General features: G+C 61.9%; 18 protein-coding genes. 5 read left to right on the top strand and 13 right to left on the bottom strand.

Annotated features, from left to right (window positions below; all coding sequences use genetic code 11):
- Nucleotides 1–21: 21 nt before the first annotated feature.
- From RV1423_RS03120 to RV1423_RS30545, 12 genes are all read right to left on the bottom strand, one after another.
- Nucleotides 22–936, bottom strand: coding sequence for a nucleoside hydrolase (locus RV1423_RS03120; RefSeq protein ID WP_034292968.1), 915 nt, complete (start codon nucleotides 934–936; stop codon nucleotides 22–24).
- Nucleotides 933–1,943, bottom strand: coding sequence for a carbohydrate kinase family protein (locus RV1423_RS03115; protein ID WP_034292966.1), 1,011 nt, complete (start codon nucleotides 1,941–1,943; stop codon nucleotides 933–935). The genes RV1423_RS03120 and RV1423_RS03115 overlap by 4 nt, the downstream gene beginning before the upstream one ends.
- Nucleotides 1,944–3,038, bottom strand: coding sequence for an ADP-ribosylglycohydrolase family protein (locus RV1423_RS03110; protein WP_051516440.1), 1,095 nt, complete (start codon nucleotides 3,036–3,038; stop codon nucleotides 1,944–1,946).
- Nucleotides 3,035–4,006 carry an ABC transporter permease gene (locus RV1423_RS03105; RefSeq protein WP_034292964.1) on the bottom strand — a complete coding sequence of 324 codons (972 nt, stop codon included), beginning with the start codon at nucleotides 4,004–4,006 and terminating at the stop codon, nucleotides 3,035–3,037. The genes RV1423_RS03110 and RV1423_RS03105 overlap by 4 nt, the downstream gene beginning before the upstream one ends.
- A complete protein-coding gene (locus tag RV1423_RS03100; RefSeq protein WP_081768661.1) occupies nucleotides 3,996–5,219 on the bottom strand; it encodes an ABC transporter permease in 1,224 nt (407 codons plus the stop codon). The genes RV1423_RS03105 and RV1423_RS03100 overlap by 11 nt, the downstream gene beginning before the upstream one ends.
- Nucleotides 5,216–6,838, bottom strand: coding sequence for an ABC transporter ATP-binding protein (locus tag RV1423_RS03095; RefSeq protein WP_034292962.1), 1,623 nt, complete (start codon nucleotides 6,836–6,838; stop codon nucleotides 5,216–5,218). The genes RV1423_RS03100 and RV1423_RS03095 overlap by 4 nt, the downstream gene beginning before the upstream one ends.
- The gene (locus tag RV1423_RS03090) at nucleotides 6,835–7,950 is read right to left on the bottom strand and encodes a BMP family protein (RefSeq protein ID WP_034292961.1); all 1,116 of its coding nucleotides are present in this window, start codon (nucleotides 7,948–7,950) and stop codon (nucleotides 6,835–6,837) included. The genes RV1423_RS03095 and RV1423_RS03090 overlap by 4 nt, the downstream gene beginning before the upstream one ends.
- Before the next feature lie 60 nt (nucleotides 7,951–8,010).
- The gene (locus tag RV1423_RS03085; protein ID WP_231502030.1) at nucleotides 8,011–8,760 is read right to left on the bottom strand and encodes a GntR family transcriptional regulator; all 750 of its coding nucleotides are present in this window, start codon (nucleotides 8,758–8,760) and stop codon (nucleotides 8,011–8,013) included.
- A gap of 137 nt (nucleotides 8,761–8,897) precedes the next feature.
- A complete protein-coding gene (locus tag RV1423_RS03080) occupies nucleotides 8,898–9,566 on the bottom strand; it encodes a MotA/TolQ/ExbB proton channel family protein (RefSeq protein WP_034292960.1) in 669 nt (222 codons plus the stop codon).
- A 74-nt stretch (nucleotides 9,567–9,640) separates the two neighbouring features.
- Nucleotides 9,641–12,130: a TonB-dependent receptor gene (locus RV1423_RS03075; protein ID WP_034292958.1), complete on the bottom strand. Its 2,490-nt coding sequence runs from the start codon at nucleotides 12,128–12,130 to the stop codon at nucleotides 9,641–9,643.
- Nucleotides 12,131–12,283: 153 nt separating this feature from the next.
- Nucleotides 12,284–13,000: a TonB family protein gene (locus tag RV1423_RS03070; RefSeq protein ID WP_034292956.1), complete on the bottom strand. Its 717-nt coding sequence runs from the start codon at nucleotides 12,998–13,000 to the stop codon at nucleotides 12,284–12,286.
- 3 nt (nucleotides 13,001–13,003) lie between these two features.
- Nucleotides 13,004–13,675: a biopolymer transporter ExbD gene (locus RV1423_RS30545; protein WP_231502029.1), complete on the bottom strand. Its 672-nt coding sequence runs from the start codon at nucleotides 13,673–13,675 to the stop codon at nucleotides 13,004–13,006.
- Nucleotides 13,676–14,029: 354 nt separating this feature from the next.
- Between RV1423_RS30545 and RV1423_RS03055 the strand changes: the two genes are divergently transcribed.
- Nucleotides 14,030–15,244, top strand: coding sequence for an NnrS family protein (locus RV1423_RS03055; protein WP_081768660.1), 1,215 nt, complete (start codon nucleotides 14,030–14,032; stop codon nucleotides 15,242–15,244).
- A gap of 36 nt (nucleotides 15,245–15,280) precedes the next feature.
- On the opposite strand, the gene RV1423_RS03050 is transcribed toward RV1423_RS03055, so the two are convergent.
- A complete protein-coding gene (locus RV1423_RS03050; protein WP_034292951.1) occupies nucleotides 15,281–15,622 on the bottom strand; it encodes a hypothetical protein in 342 nt (113 codons plus the stop codon).
- Nucleotides 15,623–15,817: 195 nt separating this feature from the next.
- Between RV1423_RS03050 and RV1423_RS03045 the strand changes: the two genes are divergently transcribed.
- From RV1423_RS03045 to narI, 4 genes are read left to right on the top strand one after another with little or no spacing between them, the layout of a single operon-like run.
- The gene (locus RV1423_RS03045) at nucleotides 15,818–19,639 is read left to right on the top strand and encodes a nitrate reductase subunit alpha (protein WP_081768659.1); all 3,822 of its coding nucleotides are present in this window, start codon (nucleotides 15,818–15,820) and stop codon (nucleotides 19,637–19,639) included.
- Nucleotides 19,636–21,177 carry a nitrate reductase subunit beta gene (gene narH / locus RV1423_RS03040; protein WP_034292950.1) on the top strand — a complete coding sequence of 514 codons (1,542 nt, stop codon included), beginning with the start codon at nucleotides 19,636–19,638 and terminating at the stop codon, nucleotides 21,175–21,177. Before RV1423_RS03045 ends, narH begins: the two co-directional genes overlap by 4 nt.
- Complete coding sequence (gene narJ / locus RV1423_RS03035) at nucleotides 21,161–21,874, top strand: nitrate reductase molybdenum cofactor assembly chaperone (RefSeq protein ID WP_231502028.1); 714 nt, start codon at nucleotides 21,161–21,163, stop codon at nucleotides 21,872–21,874. The genes narH and narJ overlap by 17 nt, the downstream gene beginning before the upstream one ends.
- Nucleotides 21,871–22,557, top strand: coding sequence for a respiratory nitrate reductase subunit gamma (gene narI / locus RV1423_RS03030; protein WP_034292947.1), 687 nt, complete (start codon nucleotides 21,871–21,873; stop codon nucleotides 22,555–22,557). The genes narJ and narI overlap by 4 nt, the downstream gene beginning before the upstream one ends.
- The last annotated feature ends 6 nt before the right edge of the window (nucleotides 22,558–22,563 follow it).

Here is a 22,563-nt window from a genome sequence, read left to right as displayed (position 1 = left end):
TCGCTCTCCAGCTATCCGGCATCAAGGCAGTGCGGCAATACGGTTGCGCACCAATGCCAGCAAGTCGGCATTATGCACGCCGGTCATGGCGACAACGTTGGGCGCGAACGCAGCACCGCGGCTATGCGCGAAATGCGCCAGCACCTGACCGTCGGTCGGACCGGCGCGCCAGTCGACGGCAATCTCGCAAGGTTCGCCGGCGAACAAGGCAGGCTCCAGCAGGTACGCCACCGGACAGGCGTCATGCAACAACGGATCCTGTTCGGCATACGCCGCCAGCATTGCCGCCGCCGCCCTGCCGCTGTCCGAACCGAGCGCGCCGATGGATGCAATCCAGGCGTCGCTCATGATCGCCTTGGCGGTAACGTCGAGCGGGAACAGCAACAGCTCGGCTTGCGCTCCCAGCACGATGTGCGCCGCGAGCGCGTCGGCGTAAAAGTTGAATTCGGCGGCCGGAGTAACGTTGCCCGGGACCCGCAAGGCGCCGCCCATGACCAGCAGACGCCGGGCCCGGCGCAGGATGCCGGGCGCGAGCATCTCGGCCAGTGCGAGATTGGTCAGCGGTCCCATGGCAACCAGTTCGACCGTCGCAGCCGGACGCTCTTGCAGCAGTTGCACCAGCATCGATGCCGCGTGTCCCGCGTTGATCTCGCGCTCGGACGCCAGCGCAACCCCGCCCAGGCCGTCGACCCCGTGCACCAGATTGCAACGCGCCTCGCCCCCGCTGAAAGGCCGTTCGGCGCCCGCATACACCGGCACCGCATGCCGACCGGCCAGATCCATGATCTTGCGCGCGTTGCGCGCGGTCACCGGGGCCGGACGGTTGCCGGCCACGGTGGTCACCGCCAGGATATCCATTGCGGGACTGCCTGCCGCCAGCAGCAAGGCGAGTGCGTCATCGATGCCGGGGTCGCAGTCGATAATGATCGGCGTCATCGCGGATTCGCTTTCATGTATTCACCTGATTGGGCTTGTTGTACGATCCGCTCCACTTGCGCGCGGTCGGGCAGCCCTGTCCGGGCGCCCATCGCCGCGACCGTGCAACTGGCGGCGGCGCAGCCGAACTGCAAGGCGGCGGCCAAGTCGAGGCCGCGCAGCATGGCGCTCAGGAACGCTGCATTGAAGGTGTCGCCGGCGCCGGTCGTATCCACCACCTCCACGGGGTATGCTGCCTGCGTCGCGTACTCGATTGCCGCCGCGCTGCGTCCTATCGCCATCGCACCCGCTGCGCCGCAGGTCACCGCCACCAGCGCCGGTCCGAGTTCGAGCACGCTGCGCATGGCAGCGTCGCCCGGCGCCGCGCTGGTGCCGGCGACAAATCCCGCTTCGTTGAAAAATACAATGTCGGCCAGCGCCGCGCGTGCGCGCATGGCCTGTGGATCGGGCGCCACCGCCGGTTCGAGATCGATGGCGACCAGGGTACCGTGGCTTCGCGCCAGCTTGCTCAGTTGCGTCAGCTCGTCGAGGTCATACGGCATTGCGTAGACTATCCGTGCCGCCGACAACGCCGCATCCAGGCGGATACCGTCGGTCGGCATCGCAGGCATCGGCAGGTAAATGATCGATTTCTCGCCGCCGGGCATGAGCATGGTGATTGCCAATGCGGAAGGCACGCCTTGGACCGATATCAGGCAGGAGCGATCGACGCCGAAATGCGCCAGCGATTGGTGCAGGACACTCGCATGGACATCGTCGCCGACGCCTCCGAATATCCCGCTCGCCAGGCCCAGGCGCGCGGCCGCGCAGGCGGCGTTGGCGGTCGTGCCGCCGCCCCAGGCGCCGCGCAAGCGTCCCACCACCTTGCCGCCCGGCGCCGGCATGACGGCGGCATCAAGCACGATGTCGAGCACCGGGTCGCCAAAAGCAAGCAGGTCGAAACGACGTCCGACCGAGTTCGCCAACAAATGCGGATACGCCGTCGGCATGGATTGAGCGCTATGCATCTATGCCGCCGGCCGGCATTGTGCGAGGCCGCCCAGACCATCGGCCAATGCATCGAGATCGAACTCGGCGGCATTGGCGAGGCGGAACTCGCGCCACATCTCCTGCGGCAGCGCCGCCGTGCCGCACAAGGCGCCGACGATCGCGCCGGCCATGGTGGCGATGGAGTCGGTGTCGTTGCCGATTGACGAACTCAGGGTGATGGTGCGCAGCGGATCGCCCTTGGCATACTTGACCACGCCCAGCGCCGCCGGCACCGATTCGGCGGCGAGCACCGAGTTGCCGACCAGACGTTCCATATTGGTCAGGAACGAATAGTCGTCGTGCGCTTCTTCCGCTATGCGGAACGCCAGATCCAGCCGCGCCAGATAATTCGGCCCGGCCACGCTGCGCGCATGCTGGCGCGCCAGACGCTCGCCGATATGGCCGCCGCGCACGGCGGCGGCGAGCACTTCGTGCAGATCGCCGGCAACCAGCGCCTGCGCGGTCGCCGCCGCCACCGAGCAAGCGGCCGAGATCGCGACATCGGTATCGTGCGACGGCAGGCAGGTTACCAGGGCCTGCTGGCAAGCCTCCTCCAGGCGCCCGGGGAAAATCAGGCCCACCGGCGCCACCCGCATGGCAGCGCCGTTGGTGATGCCGATCGTCGTCATCTTGCGGCGCGAACTGCCGATGATGCCGACCTCGTCGGTATCGCTGCCCTCTTGCAGCGCCTTCACCATCAGCGCCGTGCTCGGCCCCATGAAACCGGCTTTGGGGCTGTGTTCCGCCCAATCCAGCAGGCACGCCACCCAACTGTCGTAATTGAGCTTGCCTTGCGCGGCAATCAGCGCGCGCGCCAGATAGTACATCTGGCTGGCATCATCGGTGACTTCGGCGCGTTTGCCGGCATTGGCGCCGGCGAAGGTATCGGCCGGCGGCGTGCCGAAGGCGGTCACCAGCCCACCGTGCCGGTGCGCGATTTCTTCAATGCTCCATTGTTCGGTTTGCGCCCCCAGTGCATCTCCCATTCCTGCCAGCGACAAGGAAGCGAGGATGCGATCCCGGATGTTGTTGTCGACCACTCGGATCTCCTGTTCAATAAAATTGTTTTTCATGATGTCCGCGACGCTTGCCTGCGCCGGCGCGCACCAGCGGCCACCAGCGCCAGCAGAGTGACCAGCGGCGGCACCATGTAGACCAGTTGCGTCGGAATCTGCCGCGCCCCCAGTTGCGTGGCCAGCACCGTCGACGCGCCGAACAACATGGCCGCACCGAAGGTTCCCGCCACGCTGCGAGCGCCGAGAAAAATCGCCGCCAACGCCAGGAAGCCGCGCCCGGCGGTCATGTCGGCCTGGAACAGGCTGAGATAGCCCATGCTCAGGTAAATCCCGCCCAGCCCGGCCAGCAGGCCGCTGAGCAGCAGCGCCGCGTACTGCACCCGCCTGACCGGAATACCTGCATTGAGCGCCGCCTCGCGGTTCTCGCCGACCGCGCGCAACCAGGCGCCGTAGCGCGTGCGTTTCAAAAAGAACGCCAGCAGCGGCGCGGTCAGCAACGCCGCGTACACCAGCACGTGATGGCCGCGGCCATCGGCGCCGTTGAGCAGCACATCCAGCCAGGGCCAGCCTGCGACCGACGGCAAGTGCAGCGAAGGCAGCACCGGACTGTTGAGCGCGGCGGTGGAGCCTTTGTCGCCGACCAGCGTCGCCAGCAGCAACACCGTCAGGCCGGCGGCCAGGATATTGACGGCAATGCCGGCGACGATCAGGTCGGCGCCCCACTCCAGATGGAATACCGCCAGCATCGCGCTCAGCGACAACGCCGCCAGCACGCCCGCCAGGCAGCCGATCCACGGATGCCAAACCGGCGACAGCCAGGGAAACCATTGGCCTGCATAGACGGACGCCATCACGGCGAAAAACGCCGCCGCCAGCATCAGTCCTTCCAGCGCCACGTTGATGCTGCCGACCAGGTCCGAAATCAGGCCGCCCAACGCCGCCAGCAGGATCGGCGTCGCAGCGCGCAGCAGCGCGGCCAGCAATCCGGCCAGCAGCAGACTCCAACCCAGCGGCTCAGGATTCATCGCGCGCCTCGCTTACCGCCGCCGTCGGCACCGACGGCACCGCTTGCTTCGACAGCAATTGCCGACAGCGCAGCCAGCATTGTTGCCAGGCTTCGACCATACCCGGCAGCAGCCGCTCCGACACCACGAACAAGATCATCAACGCCTGAATCACCAGCACCACTTCGCGCGACACATCGGTGGTGCGTTCCATGGCTTGCGCGCCGGTCCGTAAATACGCGTAAAGGAAAGCGGCCAGGGGAATGGCGCGTGGTTCGTTGCGCGCCAGCAGCGCCACCACCAGTCCTTCATAACCCAGTCCCGGCGTCAGGTCGACCGGCAGGCGCTTGAGCAAGGCATTGCTGATATGCACGCCCGCAAATGCGGCAAAGAAACCGCCGAACGCCATCGACAGCCATACTGCGCGCCCGACCGGCACCCCGGCCTGACGTGCAAACGCGGGCGCCTGGCCGACCAGGCGGATCTCGTAACCCCAGGTCGTGCGCATGAGCAGCAGCCAGGCCAGCAGCACCGCCAGCGGCGCAATCAGCAGCATGACGGTGACATTGGTCTTGTCCATCAGCAGCGGCAAGACAAGCTGGTCCCGCAACAGAGGCGTCACCAGGAAACCGGCATCGGGATCGCGCAGCCAGCCCGACACCGCCAATCGGTAGAACTGGATCGCGATCAGGTTGAGCATCAGCGTCGTGACGATTTCATTGGCCTGATAACGCGTCTTGAGCATGCCCGGCAACGCGCCCCAGGCGAATCCGGTTGCACAGGCCGCCGCGAACACCAGCGGCAGCACCAGATAACCGGGTCCCGGCACGTACAGGCTGACGGCGGTGGCCGCCAGCGCCGCCAGGAACATCTGGCCGTCCGCGCCGAGCGAGAACTGGCGCGCGCGGAACGGCAAGGCAACCGCCAGCCCGAGGAAGGTCAGCGTCACGGCGTCTTCGATCACGGCGCCGAAGCGCACCATCCGCATGAGCCGCCAGCCGTCGGCCTGGCTCCACTGCCAGCGCGGCAAGGCGCCGGTAATCAAGGTCAGGAAAGCCTGCACCGGTTCCTTGCTGACCATGGCCGTGATGATGAAACCGGCCAGCAGCGAGCCCAGAATCGCCAATGGCAGCCGCAGCCGCTGCTGCAGGTCTTGCCGCCGCTGTTGTCTTGCGATCAGCTCATGCGCCGTCTCCGAGGCGGCGCCGGATTTTGCCGCGCTTTGCCCGCTCATGCCGGCGCCCTGTCCTGCAGTTGCCGTCCAGCGATCGACGGCGTACAGGACGACGTCAGCAGCGCGTCCGCGCCGCCGGCGCGCAACGAACCGGTCATGTAACGGCCAAGCTCGGCCGGACCGGTTTCGTTCGCTGCAAAATGGGCGACGATCTCCCCTTGCGCCATGACCATGATGCGATCCGACAGCGCCAGCAACTCGTCCAGATCCGCCGACACCAGCAAGATGGCGGCGCCGTTGTCGCGCAAGTCGCACATTTGCTGCCGCAGCGCCTGCGCGGCGCCGATGTCGACGCCGCGCGTGGGCTGGCTGGCGATCAGGAAACGCGGCGCGGTGGCGATCTCGCGTCCCAGGACGATCTTTTGCATGTTGCCGCCGGACAGCGTGCCGATGGCGGCATCGGCAGCCGATGCCGTCACCCGGCAACGTTCCATGATGCCGCGCGCCAGCGACCGCGCTGCCGTCATGTCGAGCCAGCCGTGCTGCGACAAGGGCGGCTTGTGGTAATCGACGGCGATGACATTGTCGACAATGCTCATGGCAGGCGCCGCGCCGTCGTGCAAGCGATCTTCGGGGATTGCCGCCACGCCGCGGGTGCGGGCATTGCGCACGCCGCGTCCGGTAAATTCATCGCCATCGATCTCTGCGCGCCCCTGCGACGGCGCCCGCAAGCCGGCCAGCACTTGCGCCAGTATGTCCTGGCCATTGCCTTCGACGCCGGCCACGCCGAGGATTTCTCCTGCCGCGATGTCGAAAGATACGTTGCCCAACGCGATGCGCCCGTCCGCCCGGCGCACGCTCAATCCGCGCGCGCGGACCAAAGGGATTCCGCGATCACTGTCGCCGCGCCGGCGCCGGACAGCCGACGCCGGCGGCAATGCGTAGCCGACGATCATTGTGCTGATGGCTTCATCGCCAAGATCGTGGGCGTTGCCGGCGCCGCTGACGCGACCGCCGCGCAACACGGTGAAACGATCGCATACCGCACGGATTTCATTGATCTTGTGCGTGATGAGGATCACGGTCAGGCCTTGCGCCGCCATCTTGCGCAGGGATGCGAACAGGGAATCCGCTTCCTGCGGCGTCAATACCGCGGACGGCTCGTCCAGCATGATGATGCGCGCGCCGCGATGCAAGGCCTTGAGGATCTCGACACGCTGTTGCTCGCCGACCGACAATTCGCCAGCCAGGGCCTGCGGATCGAGCGCGAAACCGAAGCGTTGCGCGGCGGCGCCGACCTGCTCCTCGGCGCGCCGGCGATCGAGCAATTGTCCCCAGCCGCGGGTCGGCTCGCAGCCGAGCACAATGTTTTGCGCCACGGTAAACGACGGCAGCAGTTGCAGGTGTTGCGGCACCAGACCGATGCCGGCAGCAATGGCGTCGCCGGGATGGCGCAACGACAGCGGGTTGCCGTCCAGCAGGATGCGGCCGCTACTGGGCTGTTCCAGTCCGTACAAGAGCTTCATCAGGGTCGATTTGCCGGCGCCGTTTTCGCCAATGATGGCGTGGATCTCGCCGGCCATGATCGCAAGGCTGACGTTGTCATTGGCCAGCGTACCGTTGGCATACAGTTTGGAGACGCCTTGCAGCGCCAGCACCGGAGGCGGCGACGCGCTCATGTCGTCGCCGCTGCAGGGTCGGGGCTGCGTGCGAAGGCGCTGGGCACGCGGATGCGGCCGGCGACGATCTCCTGCCGCACCTTGTCGATCTGCTCCATGCGCGTCGCCGGCTGACTTTCCAGGACAGCGGAATGGCGCGCCAGGCTCACGCCGTTTTCGGCCAGTCCCAGCGATTCGGTGCTGCCGTAGGCCAGTTTGCCTTGCAGGTGCAAGCCAATGGCGTGCACGATCGCCACGTCGACGTTCTTGAGTACCGAGGTGATGATGGCGGCGGCCTTGGTCGGGTTGCTCCGTTGATATAAAGCATATTGGTCGAGGTCGACCCCGATCGCGTAACGATGGGCTTCGCTGGCGGCTTCGTTGACGCCCTGCCCGCTGGCGCCGGCGGCATGGAACACGACTGCCGCGCCTTGCGCCATCTGGGCGCGGGCAATCTCCTTGCCGGCAGCGGGGTCGGAAAAGCCGTTGGCGTACTGGCTGGCCACGCGGATGCCGGGTGCGGCCGCTTGTGCGCCGGCGCCGAACCCGATCAGGTAATCCTCGATGACCGGGAACTGCATCCCGCCGACCACGCCCAGGCTGCTGTCGCGCGAGATTCCCGGCAAGCCGTCGCGCACCAGCATGGCGGCCAGATAACCGGCCAGGTAAGCGCCTTCGTTCTGGCGGAACAGGATCGAATGGACGTTGCGGCAATTGCAATGCCGATAATCGACGGCGGCGTCGAACACAATGAAACGCGCGTGCGGGAACTGGCCCGCCAGCTTTTGCACATAGGGCACCATGGTGAAGGTGCCGACGACGATGACGTCATAGTCGCCGCTATCGGCCAGATCGGCCAGCGACGATTCCCAACGGGTCGGATCGGTGCCGCCTTCGATCACCCTGACCGCCACCGGCAAGGTCCGGCGCACCTCTTGCATGCCGTGCGCAGCCGAATCGAAAAACGATTTGTCGCCTAGTGTGCCATTGATGAACAGCGCCGCACGCAAGCGATAAGCGCCTTCTTTCCGTGCTTCCAGGCGACCGCTGAACGACGCCAGCGCCGATAGCGCGACGAAGATGCCGATCATCCAGGCCGTGCGGACCAACACGAGTTTGACGGTCTGTTTCATCGGTGTATGCAGGTGATCTGCGCTGTCAGCGACGCCATGGCGGCCCCCGATGCAGCCGGATCAGCTCATGCCTCCGCTGTGCTTGGCGATGCGCGTGCGATAGCGGTAACTGGAGACATACTTCATCAGGCAGTATTCGATCGGCTCGCGGCGCTCGGATAGCGTGATGCGCTCGCAGATGAGCAAGGGATCGCCGACGCCTATGCCCAGCAATTCCGCATCTTCGGCTGCGGCGGCGCCGGAACAGAGATTCTCCACCGCCTCGGCCGGGGAGAAACCGAACTTTTCCGTCAGCAGTTTATAAAGCGACCCGGTCTTTTCGATCTGCGAGCGACTCAGCCTGGCGCCGCGCGGCAAGACGAAATAGGCGTCGTGCAAGCCTACCGGAACGTTGTCGATGAGGCGGATACGGCGCACGCGCACCAACGGCGCACCCGGTTCCAGATTGAGCAGGCCGGCGATGGCCATGTTGGCGTCCACGGTCTCCACGCTGAGGATGCGCTGCCCCGGCACCCCGCCGCGACTATCCGTGTCCTGCGAAAAACTGTCGATGAAACGCGTGGTCCCGCGCACAATCGCCGGCGCCACGAAGGTGCCGCGGCCATGTCCGCTGTAAATGATGCCGCGCTCTTCCATGTAGCGCACCGCCTTGCGCACGGTATCGCGGCTGACGTCGTAACGTTCGGCCAGTTCGCGTTCGGACGGCAGCGCCTGATTGTCGGTCAGCACGCCCTGGTCGATCGTGTCGCGGATGATATCGGCCAGCCATTTGTAGCGCGGCTGGGCAGGAGCAGTGGTTGAAGTGTTCATATTTTTCATGATGACAGGCATATTACAGTGGTACGTACCATCTGTAAATCTCAGGCCCATGTATTTTATGGGCATCGGCAACACATCGCTTTGAAGCGCCGGCATAAGATTTCCTCTCTCCCCTGCTCCGCCCGGGCTCAGCCAACGGCCTGCATCGGCTCGCGCCCGGCATGCTCCGGCCGCATCGCATTTTCCGGCTGTGCCTGGTCTTCGTGCGACAGTCCTTCGGCGCGCAACAGCAACTCCTTGAGCTGGTCGTTCAAGTGATCGGCGCAAGCGCGCAAATAGTTGTAAAACAGCAAACCGATCAAGGCGATCGAGATCCCCAGCGCGGTGGCGTAGAGCGCCGTACCGATGCCCTTGGAGACGCCCGAAGGATCGGAAATGCCCGACGAGGCCAATACCGCGAACGTATCGATGATACCGAGGATGGTTCCCACCAGACCCAGCAAGGGTGCCGCGGTCACGATCGTATCGAGCACCCACAGGCGCGCATTGACGCGTGTCTTGCTGGCAATATAAATCGCCTCCGACAGATCTTCCAGCTTTACCCGATCGGAAGTCAGTCGACGGGTCTGCAAGGTTTCCCGTACCAATGCCACCGGCACGGTCTTGCGGTCCAGCATGGCGGTGTCGATGCGCGGAACGAAGTCGTCGTCGGCCGTCATCGTCGCAAGCAGCTTCCTGGCGTCGCGCGCACTGAAGAAAAAGAACAACTGGCGCTCAATGATGAGGAAAATCGCCACGCCAGCGGCGACATACATCGCATAAAACGTAGCGTCATGGAAGAACTGGATAAGGTTCATGTCAAGACCCTGCAAAAAACGGCGCCGCCGGACCATTCAGCCTGCGGCGCCTCGGTTCATAAAAGATGCACGCGTCAGAAATCGCTGCTGAACGACACCTGGAAAGTACGCGGCGCACCGACATAGAACGACGGCGTGGTCGGCGCACCGCTGGCGCCGAGGTTGCCGGCCACGGTGCCGTTGCTGGTCACCACCGGCCTGACGTTGGCGGCGAATGAAGAACCGCTGGGGCCGGTCATGCTCAGGTATTGCTTGTTGAACAGGTTGCTCAGCGTGAAACGGATGGTCGGCGTCTTCATGAACAACGCCTGGGCGAAACGGTAACCGGCGCCGATGTCGAACAAAGTGTAGCCGCCGACCTTGTCGTCATTGACCAGCGTGGTGTAACGCGAGCCGACGTAACGCCCCTGCGCGGTGGCATAGAACGGTCCTTGCGCATATTGCAGCGCCAGCGACCCAAGCCAGTCGGGCGTGTCCGGCATCTGCTTGCCCGAGGTCGGCAGATACGTCGCCGCGCCGCCGGTGGTCCTGACCGCCACTTTGTCGTCCAGCATGGTGGAGTCCGTACGCGTCAGCGAACCGTAGAGACTCCAGGTCTGGTTCACTTTGTAACCGGCTTCCAGTTCGAGGCCGACAGTACGGGAACGGCCGACGTTGAATTGCGTGGTCAGGTTGGACGTCGGATCGTACTGGCTGGCAAGGCGATCCTGGAAATCGACGTAGAACATCGAACTCGACAAGGTCAGTTTGTCGCCTGCATAGCGGTAGCCGAGATCGAAGTTGTTGGACTTCTCCGGCTTGATGTTCGGCGTGGCGATGCGCACCGGGATGAGGTTGCCCGAGCCGTCCTTGGCAACCAGTACGCCGTTGACGATGCTGGTGGTATAGCCTGGGCTGGCGGTGGTTTGCGCCAGGCCGGTATTGGCATTGTTCTCCGGCGCCCGGGCATTCTGGCCGGCATTGAAAAATACCGACTGGCGATCGGTGAACTGAAAGCGCAGCCCGAGGTTGCCCAGATAATTGGCATAGCTCTGGTTGACGGTGTAATCGACGCCGTTGCCGTTGGCGGTGCTGCCGCTGGCATAGTTGTTGAACTCACGCTGCACCACCTGGCGCTTGAGGCCGAGCAGCACATTCAGTCTGTCGTTGATCAGGTTGAAATTGTCTTGCAGGAACAGCGTATGGGCATTGACGTTGGTCTTCCAGTTGCGGCTGGCGTTATACGGCGTGCCGTCCGCATACTTGAAGTAAGCATTGGTGTCGCGCAGCCAATAGTCGCCGGTAGCGCCGGAGTTGTCGATCGGCACCACCGGACTGTACTGGCGCGAGAGGCCGCTGTCGAACCACAATCCGCCGCTGAGATTGTGGATGTCGTACTGGTAGTTGAGCTTGGTGGTCAGACCCCAACGGCTGGTCTGGCTGATGTTGCTGCCATAGCCCAGGATCTTGTCGCGGGTGTCGCCGTCATGGTTGATGTCCGCCACGCCGCCGTGAATTCCGGTGGCCGATTCGCTCACGGCGATCAACTGGTTGCCGCCGGTGCCGTAGCCGTAGATGTAGTAGGGATTGACGTCGAGGCTGGCCTTGGGCGAGAGCTGCCAGTGGTTGACCATGGATATCTGGTAATTTTCAAACGGATTGTTGTTGAAGCCGTAGTAGCCGTTGGCGATGATGGCGGCATTGGCGCCGCCGGTTTCATCCTGGACGGTGCCGTTGACGCCGGGCAGGTGCGTCGGCGCGACCGTACCGAAGTCGAGGTTGTAGCCGCCGGTGGCGATATCGTTCTTGCTCAGCGTGCGGTAGTTGGCGTTATCCATTTTGTTGTACAGGAACGCCAGTTTGGAATAGCTGCCGCCGCCGAAATCGAACACCGCCTTGGCATCGATGTGCTTGCGGTCCGCGCTGCCGTCGCCCTTGAACTTGTCGGCGCCGGCCTGCGATACCGAAATGAAGAACTTGGCGCGGTCATTGGCGAATTTGCCGGAATCGAAACGCAGGAATTCCTTGCGATAGCTGTTGGAGCCGACGGCGAACAGGAACTTGCCGCCCAAGGCATCCTTGGGATCGCAGGTATTGATGCCGATGTTGCCGCCGCTGGCGCCGACGTGCGGCGCGTCGATGTCGGTGCTGCCCTGGGTCAGGAACACTTCACAGGTGTTTTCCGGATCGGCGAATTCCTGGATGTTGATGCTGTAGTTGAGCGAATCGTTCAACGGCGCGCCGTCGAGCGTCAGGCCCATCTGGTTGCTGTTGTAGCCGCGCACGCGCAAGGTGCCGCCGAACAGGCCGGTGCCGTCCTGGTCGAAAGTCGACACGCCGGGAAGGTTCTGGATCATCTGGAACGCAGTGACGCTGGCGCCCTGCTTTTCGATCGCCGCGCGCGTGACGGAACTGCGCGCCTTGGGCGACTCCTCCTGCTGGATCAGGCCGGTATCGGCAACGCCGGCCTGGCCATGCACCGTCACCTGGCCCAGGTCGGTGGTGTCGGCCGTCTGCGCCAGCGACCAATCGGTCACAAAGAGGCTTGACACAAGCAGTGTCAGCTTCTTGATTTTCAAGTTCATCGTGTTACTCCCCTATAGGATTTAAGATCAATGGCATTCGGGCACTTGACAGCTTCATCGCAATCGGTGCCCGTATCGCAATGTGCTCCTCTACGCATCGTCGATCCGATGTCTGTTTTATGAATCCTCGTGCTCGCATGCAGACCCCGCGGCTCAGTTGCCGGCGGGCTTGAACTGCAGATCGACCACGAATTTATGTTGCTGCTCGCCCGGCCTGAACTGCTCCGGAAAGACCGGGAACGTGCCGCGGCTGACACTCTTGCGCGCCGCTTCATCGAGCAGGGTGGAATTGGAAGATGCTTCAATCCCCATCTCCACCAGCGAGCCATCGCGGCGCAGGATGAACCAGATCTTGACGCTGCCCTCCGGACGCGCCAGGCTCGCCTCGCGGCCGGTCGGATAACGCTTCACGGAGTTCAGGTAGGCCTTGACGCGAGCGACGAACTCAGCCTCGACATTGGTCTTTGGCGCCGTCGGGGTAGCCGGTGCAGGCGCGGACATCGGCGCTTCGGTTGTCTTGGCCGGCGCCGGCGCCGCCTCGACGACCGGCGACGGCGTTGCTGTCGGCGACGGACTTGGCTGCTGCATCTGCGGTATCGATGGCGCCGGCGTCGGCGGTTGCATCGCGGGCCGTACCGGTGCGGCGGGCGGCTGGGGACGCGGCGGCGGTTCGGACTTGACCGGCGGCGGTTTGACCGGCTCGGGCGGGGACGGCACCTCGCTCATATCAATGATTTCCAGCTTGACGGGTTCGTCGTATTTCGGCTTGAGCGAACGCACTTCCCGCACGCCGCCAATCAACAGGAACATCACCAGCCCCAGCGACGGCAATGCCGCGATCAGGTTCCTGTTCTGATAGACCGTCGCCATCGCTCACTTTCGCTTGGTGACAAAGGAAATCGCTTCAAAGCCGTTGCCTTTGAGCGTATCCATGAGATCGATCACATGCTGGAATTCAATCTTCTGATCCGCATTGACGATAAGCACCAGCTTCTTGCCCGGCTCCTTCGCTTCGATCTGCCTGAGACCTGCAACCAGGGCATCAGGCTGTATTGCACGTCCTTCCAATTGCATTTCACCCGAAGCCGCCAGAGTGATGCGCGCCAGATTTTGCGTCTGCAGGTCCCTGGCCGATGAAGACGACGGCAGCGCCGTCTTGATGCCCAATGCCGGGATGACGTTAAGGCTGAGCAATACGAAAAAGACCAGCAAGAACATCATCACATCGATCATGGGAATGATTTCGATGCGCGCCTTTCTGCTTTCCGACTCTTCCCATTTACGCATGACGAATGCTCTTTCGTTATCAAGGCCAAAAGAAAATTCCCCTGCCGCGTCACAAAAAAAAACCGCCGGGGACAAGTGCGAACGACGGCGCGATAACCGGCCGACAAGGCCGGCGTACGCAGTAGCCGCCGCTAGAACTGTGCAGCGATTATGAATTGGTGCGTACCAGTTGTCAACGACAGGTACGTACCAATTTTTGTCTTTTTTATCGGATATTTCATACGCCTGTAACAAGCTCGTGTTACCGGCGATGTGCAAACGAGGTCGTCTCCGCATCAACCGGCGCCGCCGCCGAGGGGCGGCATGCCGTGCGGAAGGCGACGGGACGAGCGGGGAAGCTGGCCAAACCGTCCAGCATGTCATCTTTCGCACTGGCGGAGGCATGCGGCAACTGATTGATGACTTCATTGACGCATATGTTGAAGACGCAGGGATAACAGAGAGTCGTTCCGAACCATCCAAACGCCTCTCGCCTGCATTTCCGCGGAAAATCCGTTACCCCGCCGTACTCAAAATGCGTCAATCCCATCCTTTTCCCCTTCAAAGCAAGATGAGGTGAAGCCATTTGATTCAAATCAAGTCCGCTGCGAGGCAATTGTCTATAGTCCGGCAATGCATCCGAAAAATGACCGCCCCGCCATTTCCCCCCTGCGTGCGCTATTGCCCGAAGAGCATGCGTTGTGGCGCCTCGGGTTTCGACCGTTCTACCTGTTTGGCGCGACATTCGCCGCCGTCAGCATTCCGCTGTGGATCGCGCAGTATCTTGGATGGGCGCCCGGGCTGGAGAATGTCAATCTCTTGTGGCATATGCATGAGATGGTATTCGGATTTGCCGTTGCCATCGTGATCGGTTTCTTATATACGGCGGCACGCAACTGGACCGGCTTGTGGACGCCAAGGAGCGGCCATCTTGCGGCGCTGCTGCTGTTATGGCTGGCGGGGCGCGGCGCGATGCTGTTTGCACCGCCGCTGTGGGCCGCAGTCATCGATCTGGCGTTCCTGCCGTTTGCCGCGTGGCCGATCTATCGGATTTTACGAAGTTCGGGAAATAAGCGGAATTATTTCCTGGTCGGCTTGCTGGGTCTGCTGACGCTGACCAATGTGATGTTCCACGCAGCCGTCAATGGCTGGCCCCTATTCTCTCCAGTCACGGCCGTCTATGCGGCAATCCTGATTATCGTGATTATCGAGTCCGTCATCGCCGCACGCGTCATTCCCATGTTTACAAAGAACGGAGCCCCCGGTGTCACTCCTGTCGTACGTCCACGTCTCGACAAGATCTGCCTCGCGCTGATCGTCGCCGCCAGCATTTCATACCTATCGGGTTTGCCGGCAGTATTGGTTTCGTCGCTGGCGCTGGCTGCATCGGCCGCGCAACTGTGGCGACTTTACGGATGGCAGTCGCACCGCACCGCAGCATATCCATTGCTGTGGATTCTCCACGTGTCATATGCCTGGATTCCGCTGGGCTTTATCCTGATCGCGTTGTCCGCATTCCAGCTCGTTCCCGCCAGTGCGGCCTTCCATGCGCTGACGGTCGGCTCCATGGCTGGATTGATTATCGGCATGATGACGCGTACTTCATTGGGGCACACCGGGCGAATGCTGACGTCCGGCTGGTCCGAGCTGGTCATGTATCTATCGATACAAGCCGGCGCCGTTCTCCGTGTCGCTGCTGCTCTGGGACCGCCAATCGGCATGCGGGACGACGTAAGAGCCGGCATGCTCGCCTCTGCCGCCCTATGCTGGTCTGTCGCTTTCTTATTGTTTATTGCCGTCTACGGCAGGTACCTGCTTCGGCCTCGCCTGGATGGCCGGGAAGGTTGAGTTCTACTGCGTGTCGCAGGCAACGGCGGCATGCACTCAGCGTTGCGGCGCCAGAAGTGCAATGGTCACCAGCAGGGAAGAATCCATAATCGCGGTCAAATCATGCCCGACGCCGCCCGCCAGATAAAGAAGATCGCCGGCACGGACTTTCTTCTTGTGCGCTCCATCGACTTCGAGATCCACTTCCCCTTCAATGCATTGCACCGTGATCGGACCTGCCACCGCGTGCGTCGGCATACGCTTGCCGGCGGCAAGAACGATGCGGATCACTTCAAGATGCTGGTCCTTGAATATTGCTTTGATCGGCGTGCCGTGAAGCGCGTCGCCAAGCGGCAGCACACTTGCGATCTCGCCGGATGAAAGATGCGGCATTGCCATTTGTGTCTCCTTCATTGATGGATTGGGTCAACAGATACGTCGAACCGGTATGGCTCGGCTCACTTCTTCAGAATATACCCCTGAAATGAAATTGCTCGCATCTTTGAGATAGATCAAGAGAACCTCAGGAACTTACGGAGAGTCGGTTTTTAAAGCGCGTAGAGTCGGGACCTCAAATGACAGGAGCCAGCCCCGATGAGCCACTTTGTAGATCGCCTGAAATATTTTTCGACAAAGCGCCCCACGTTCGCAGCCGGTCATGGGGCCACCACCCAAGAAGACCGCGGATGGGAAGATGCCTACCGGAAAAGATGGCAGCATGACAAAATTGTCCGCTCCACCCACGGGGTCAACTGCACCGGCTCCTGTTCCTGGAAAATCTATGTCAAGAGCGGCATCGTCACCTGGGAAACCCAGCAAACCGATTATCCGCGCACCCGTCCCGACATGCCCAATCACGAACCCCGCGGCTGTTCGCGCGGTGCATCATATTCGTGGTACCTGTACAGCGCCAACCGCCTCAAGTATCCATTAATTCGCAGCGCCCTGCTCAAGCAGTGGCGCGAGCAGCGTCTGACGCTCCCCCCTGTCGAAGCATGGAGCGCGATCGTCGACGACCCGCAGGCCCGTGCATCCTATACAAAGCGCCGCGGCCTGGGCGGCTTTATCCGTTCGAACTGGGATGAAGTCAACGAAATCATCGCCGCCGCGAACATCCACACCATCAAGCGGCACGGCCCGGACCGCGTGGCCGGCTTCTCGCCGATACCCGCGATGTCGATGGTTTCCTATGCCGCAGGCAGCCGTTACCTGTCGCTGATCGGCGGCGTCAATCTCAGTTTTTATGATTGGTACTGCGATTTGCCGCCCGCCTCGCCGCAAACCTGGGGCGAGCAAACCGACGTTCCCGAATCGGCCGATTGGTACAACTCCACCTTCATCATGATGTGGGGATCCAACGTGCCGCAAACGCGTACTCCCGATGCGCACTTCATGACCGAGGTGCGATATCGCGGCGCCAAGGTCGTTTCGATTTTTCCGGATTATGCCGAGGGCGCCAAATTCGGCGATATCTGGCTTCACCCCAAACAGGGAACCGATGCGGCGCTCGGTCTGGCCATGGGCCATGTCGTGCTCAAGGAATTTCACGTCGCCGGCAAAAGCGCTTACTTCGCCGACTATTGCCGGCGTTATACCGACATGCCGCTGCTTGTCCGCATCGTCAAACAGGACGGCCGTTACGTGCCGGAGCGCCTGCTCCGCTCGGACGAGTTCGACGATGCGCTCGGCCAGGGCAACAATGCCGCCTGGAAAACGGTCGCGCTCGACGAATTGAGCGGAAAACTGGTGACGCCGGTCGGATCGATCGGCTTTCGCTGGGGGCAAAAGGAAGGTATCGATGCCGGCAAGTGGAATCTGAAAGAAGAAGATATCCAGGGCAGGCCGATCCGGCCGGTCATGTCCTTTGTGGCGAACCACGATGAGGTGGTCGACGTCGCCTTCCCCTATTTCGGCAATGTCGAACATACCCATTTCACCCACACCGGTCATGCCGGCGTGTTGCCGCGCCGGATCGGCGTGCGCAGCATCGCGACTCGCAACGGCGATGTGCTGGTCGCGACGGTGTATGACCTGTTCATCGCCAACTACGGCGTGGATCAGGGACTCGGCGGCGACAATGTCGCGGCCAGTTTCGATGACGACGTGCCCTACACCCCCGCCTGGCAGGAAAAAATCACCGGCGTCAAGCGGCAGGATGTCATCGCCGTCGCCCGCGAGTTCGCCGACAACGCCCACAAGACCGAGGGCAAATCGATGGTGATCCTGGGAGCCGGCCTGAACCATTGGTTCAACATGGACATGAGCTATCGTTCCATCATCAATCTGCTTGTCATGTGCGGTTGCGTCGGCAAATCGGGCGGCGGTTGGGCGCATTATGTCGGCCAGGAAAAGCTGCGGCCGCAAACCGGCTGGCTGCCGCTTGCGTTCGCCACCGATTGGCACCGCCCGCCGCGCTTCATGAACGGAACCTCGTTCTTCTATGCGCATGCCGACCAATGGCGCTATGAGACTGTGAAAATCACCGAGCTGTTGTCGCCGCTGACGGATGGCAAGGGATTCGCCAACAGCCCGATAGACTATAACGTCCAGGCGGAGCGCATGGGGTGGCTGCCCTCTGCTCCGCAATTCAAGACCAATCCGCTTGAGATCGGCCGCGCGGCAGCCGGTGCGGATGTCGCCGCGCATGTTGCAACGGGACTCAAGGACGGCTCGCTTGAAATGTCTTGCGTCGACCCCGATGCGCCGGAGAACTTTCCGCGAAACCTGTTTATCTGGCGCTCGAACCTGCTCGGATCGTCAGGCAAAGGGCACGAGTATTTCCTGAAACATTTGCTCGGCACCGAACATGGCGTGCAGGGAAAAGACCTCGGCGCAACCGCAGGAGAGTTGCCCAGGGAAGTGAAATGGCACGATGAGGCTCCGCAAGGCAAGCTCGACCTGGTCGTCACGCTGGACTTCAGGATGTCGACCACTTGCCTGTATTCCGACATCGTCCTGCCGACGGCAACCTGGTACGAGAAGGACGATATGAATACGTCCGACATGCACCCGTTCATCCATCCGCTCTCGGCGGCGGTCGATCCGGCATGGCAGTCCAAGAGCGACTGGGAAATCTACAAGGGCATCGCCAAAAAGTTTTCCGAACTGACCGCAGGTCATCTGGGCGTGGAACACGATGTCGTGCTGACGCCGCTGCAGCATGACAGTCCCGGAGAAATCGCCCAGACCGACGGCATTGCCGACTGGGGCCGCCATGAATGCGATCCGATCCCGGGCAAGACGATGGGCAACGTCACCGTCGTCGAGCGGGATTATCCGAATACTTATCGCAAATTCACATCGGTCGGGCCGCTGCTCGACTCGCTGGGCAATGGCGGCAAAGGCATCGCCTGGAAAACCGGTGACGAGATCGAACAGCTTCGGGCCTTGAATTATCCGGTCGCGGACGAAGGCGTCTCGCACGGACGGCCGCAAATCCTGTCGGCAATTGATGCGACCGAGGTGATTCTGTCGCTCGCGCCGGAAACCAACGGCGCCGTCGCGGTCAAGGCCTGGCAAGCATTGTCCGCGCTTACCGGCATCGATCACACCCATCTCGCACGTGCGCGGGAGGACGAGAAAATCCGCTTTCGGGATATCCAGGCCCAGCCGCGCAAGATCATCTCCTCCCCGACCTGGAGCGGGATCGAATCGGAACATGTCTCCTATAGCGCGGGCTATACCAATGTGCACGAGCTGATTCCATGGCGCACGCTGTCCGGACGTCAACAGCTTTATCAGGATCACGCATGGATGCGCGATTTCGGCGAGTCGCTATGCGTCTACAAACCGCCGATCGACACGCGCAGCACCGTGGGCATGACGGGCAGCCGCTCGAACAGCCAGCCCGAGATATCGCTGAACTTCCTGACGCCCCATCAAAAATGGGGGATCCATAGCACCTATACCGATAATCTGCTGATGCTGACATTGTCGCGCGGCGGGCCGATTGTCTGGCTGTCCGAAATCGATGCCAGAAAGATCGGCGTGGTCGACAACGACTGGATCGAAGCCTTCAACCTGAACGGCGCCCTGACCGCACGCGCGGTTGTCAGCCAGCGCATTCCGGCGGGCGCGGTATTCATGTATCACGCGCAGGAAAAGATCATCAACACCCCTGGCTCCGAAATCACCGGCGTGCGCGGCATCCACAATTCGGTGACGCGCATCATACCGAAACCGACGCACATGATCGGCGGTTATGCGCAACTTTCCTACGGCTTCAATTACTACGGTACGGTCGGCTCGAATCGCGACGAATTTGTGATTGTGCGCAAGATGAGTACGGTCGACTGGAAGGATGAGTCGACGCCGGCCGCGGCCTCCTCCGGGTCCGGCACCCTCCGCCAGCAAACCTTCGCCGGGAACGTTCCCGCGTTTTCTGCGATGGATGACCAATTGGAAGGAAAACGATGAAAATCCGCGCACAGATCGGCATGGTGATGAATCTCGACAAGTGCATCGGCTGCCATACCTGCTCCGTCACCTGCAAGAATGTCTGGACCTCCCGCGAGGGGATGGAATATGCATGGTTCAACAACGTCGAAACCAAGCCCGGCATCGGTTATCCCAAGGATTGGGAAAATCAGGATCGCTGGAACGGCGGATGGAAGCGCCGCGCGAACGGCAAGATCGAGCTTCGCGCCGGCAGCAAATGGCGCGTGCTGTCACAGATATTCGGCAATCCGAACCTGCCGGAGATCGACGACTACTACGAACCGTTCACCTTCGACTACGCCAACTTGCACAATGCGCCGGACGTCAAGACCACGCCGGTCGCCCGTCCCCGTTCCCTGATCACCGGCGAGAGAATGGAGAAAATCGAATGGGGGCCGAACTGGGAAGAACTCCTCGGCGGCGAATTCGAAAAGCGCAAGCTGGACTACAACTTCGACCAGGTGCAGACCGACATCTACGGTGAATTTGAAAACACCTTCATGATGTATCTGCCGCGGCTGTGCGAACATTGCCTCAATCCCGCTTGCGTTGCTTCCTGTCCTTCCGGCGCGATTTACAAGCGCGAGGAAGACGGCATCGTCCTGATCGATCAGGACAAGTGCCGAGGCTGGCGCATGTGCGTATCGGGATGCCCTTACAAGAAAATCTATTACAACTGGAAAAGCGGAAAATCCGAGAAATGCATTTTCTGCTATCCGCGCATTGAAGCAGGCCAACCGACCGTATGTTCGGAAACCTGCGTCGGGCGGATCCGTTATCTCGGCGTCTTGCTGTATGACGCGGACCAGATCGAGGCCGCCGCATCGGTAGCCGACCCGAAAGATCTGTACGAAGCCCAGCTTGCCATCTTTCTCGACCCCAACGATCCGGCCGTGCGCGCACAGGCCGCGCGCGACGGCGTGCCGGATAACTGGCTCGAAGCGGCGCGCCGTTCCCCGGTATACAAAATGGCGGTCGAATGGAAAATCGCTTTTCCGCTGCATCCCGAATACCGGACCTTGCCGATGGTCTGGTACGTGCCGCCGCTGTCTCCGATCAATTCGGCCGCCAACGACGGCCGGCTTGAGATGAAGGGATTGCTGCCGGACGTCGATTCCCTGCGTATTCCGCTGCGCTACCTCGCCAATCTGCTCACGGCCGGCGACGAAGTCCCCGTGCGCCTGGCGCTCAAACGGATGCTGGCAATGCGCGCCTTCATGCGCGAGCGCCATGTCGAACGCAAAGAAAGCCCGGAAGTGCTGGCCGAGGTCGGCCTCAGCGTCGCACAAGTCGACGAAATGTATCGCTATCTGGCAATCGCCAACTATGAGGATCGTTTCGTGATTCCGACCGCGCATCGCGAATATGCGGAGGACGCTTTCGACCTGCGCGCATCATGCGGTTTCTCGTTCGGCAACGGATGCTCGGACGGCGCCTCCGAAACCAGCCTGTTCGGCGGCAGCAAAGGCGCCTTCAAGGAGCTCAAAATGATTCCCATACATGTGGTGGACAAATAACATGGAAGACAACCGACCGATTTTCAGCATGCTGAGCGCGCTGCTCGACTATCCCGATCAATCGCTGCTGGACGGGCTGGCCGAAATCCGCATCGCGCTGGCCCGGCATCGCGCGTTTCCGCCGGCCACGCGTTCGGCCCTGAACGACTTGGTCGATCGACTGTCGACCGCATCGCTCATGGATCTGCAAGAGGAGTACGTCGAAACCTTCGATCGCGGTCGGACTACCTCTCTCTATCTGTTCGAACATGTCCACGGCGAGTCGCGTGAACGCGGGCAGGCCATGGTGGACTTGCTTGCCATGTACGAAGCGAAGGAATTGTTTCTCACCGACGGCGAGTTGCCGGATTATCTGCCGGTCTTTCTGGAATTCCTGGCGCAGGAAACACCCGCGAAAGCATCCGGATTGCTGGGTGAAGTCGCCAACATCGTGCGGGCGATCGCAACGCAGCTTGCCGCACGCAATACGCCCTACTTCGCCGCCGTCGCCGCCCTGCTCCCGCTGGCGGGCGAAGCGCCGCTGGCCATCCCGGCGCCAGTCGCCGCGTCGGTTGCCAATATACCGCCAAGCCGTGAAGTCGATGGCCAGGCGCTGGACCAGGAGTGGCAAGACGAACCGGTGAGTTTCCTTGGCGCGCAAGCCCCCCTTCTGGAGACGCCCCAGCCTATCCGGTTTTACGACAAGAGGCCATCATGAACCAGCAATTCATTCATACGTTTTTGTTTGGCATCTATCCCTACATCTGCCTTGCGATCTGGCTGATCGGCAGTCTGATCCGTTTCGATCGCGAACAATACACCTGGAAGAGCGATTCGTCGCAACTGCTGAGACGCCGTCAGTTGCGCCTGGGCAGCAATCTGTTCCATGTCGGCGTATTGATCGTGATTGCCGGCCATTTCGCCGGATTTCTCGCGCCGCACTGGATGGTGTCGCCGTTCCTCAACGCATCCCAACATCAATTCGTGGCGATGGCCGGAGGCGGCAGCGCCGGCATCGTCGCCATTATCGGCTTATCGATCCTGCTCTATCGCCGGCTGTCGGATCCGCGCATTCGCATCAACAGCACGCGCGCCGATATATTGGTTCTGGCGATACTGTGGCTGCAACTTGCTCTCGGATTGGCCACGGTGCCGCTGTCGATCGGGCATATGGACGGCGTGATGTTCGAGATATTAAGCGACTATGTGAAAGGCATCGTCACGTTTGAACCCGGCGTCGCCGCCCTGATTGCCCAGGTGCCGCTGGTCTATAAAGTCCATATCGCCGTCGGCTTCACCATCTTCCTGGTCTCGCCATTCACCCGCCTGGTCCATATCTGGAGCGGAGTGGCGACGGTCAGCTACCTGTTCAGGCCTCACCAGATCGTGCGCAAGCGCTGAAGCGAG

Origin of the sequence: Herbaspirillum sp. RV1423 (genome assembly GCF_000577615.1) — a bacterium.
In the GTDB taxonomy this organism is placed as follows: Bacteria; Pseudomonadota; Gammaproteobacteria; order Burkholderiales; family Burkholderiaceae_D; genus Herbaspirillum.
This window is presented reverse-complemented; position numbering and strand designations above follow the sequence as displayed.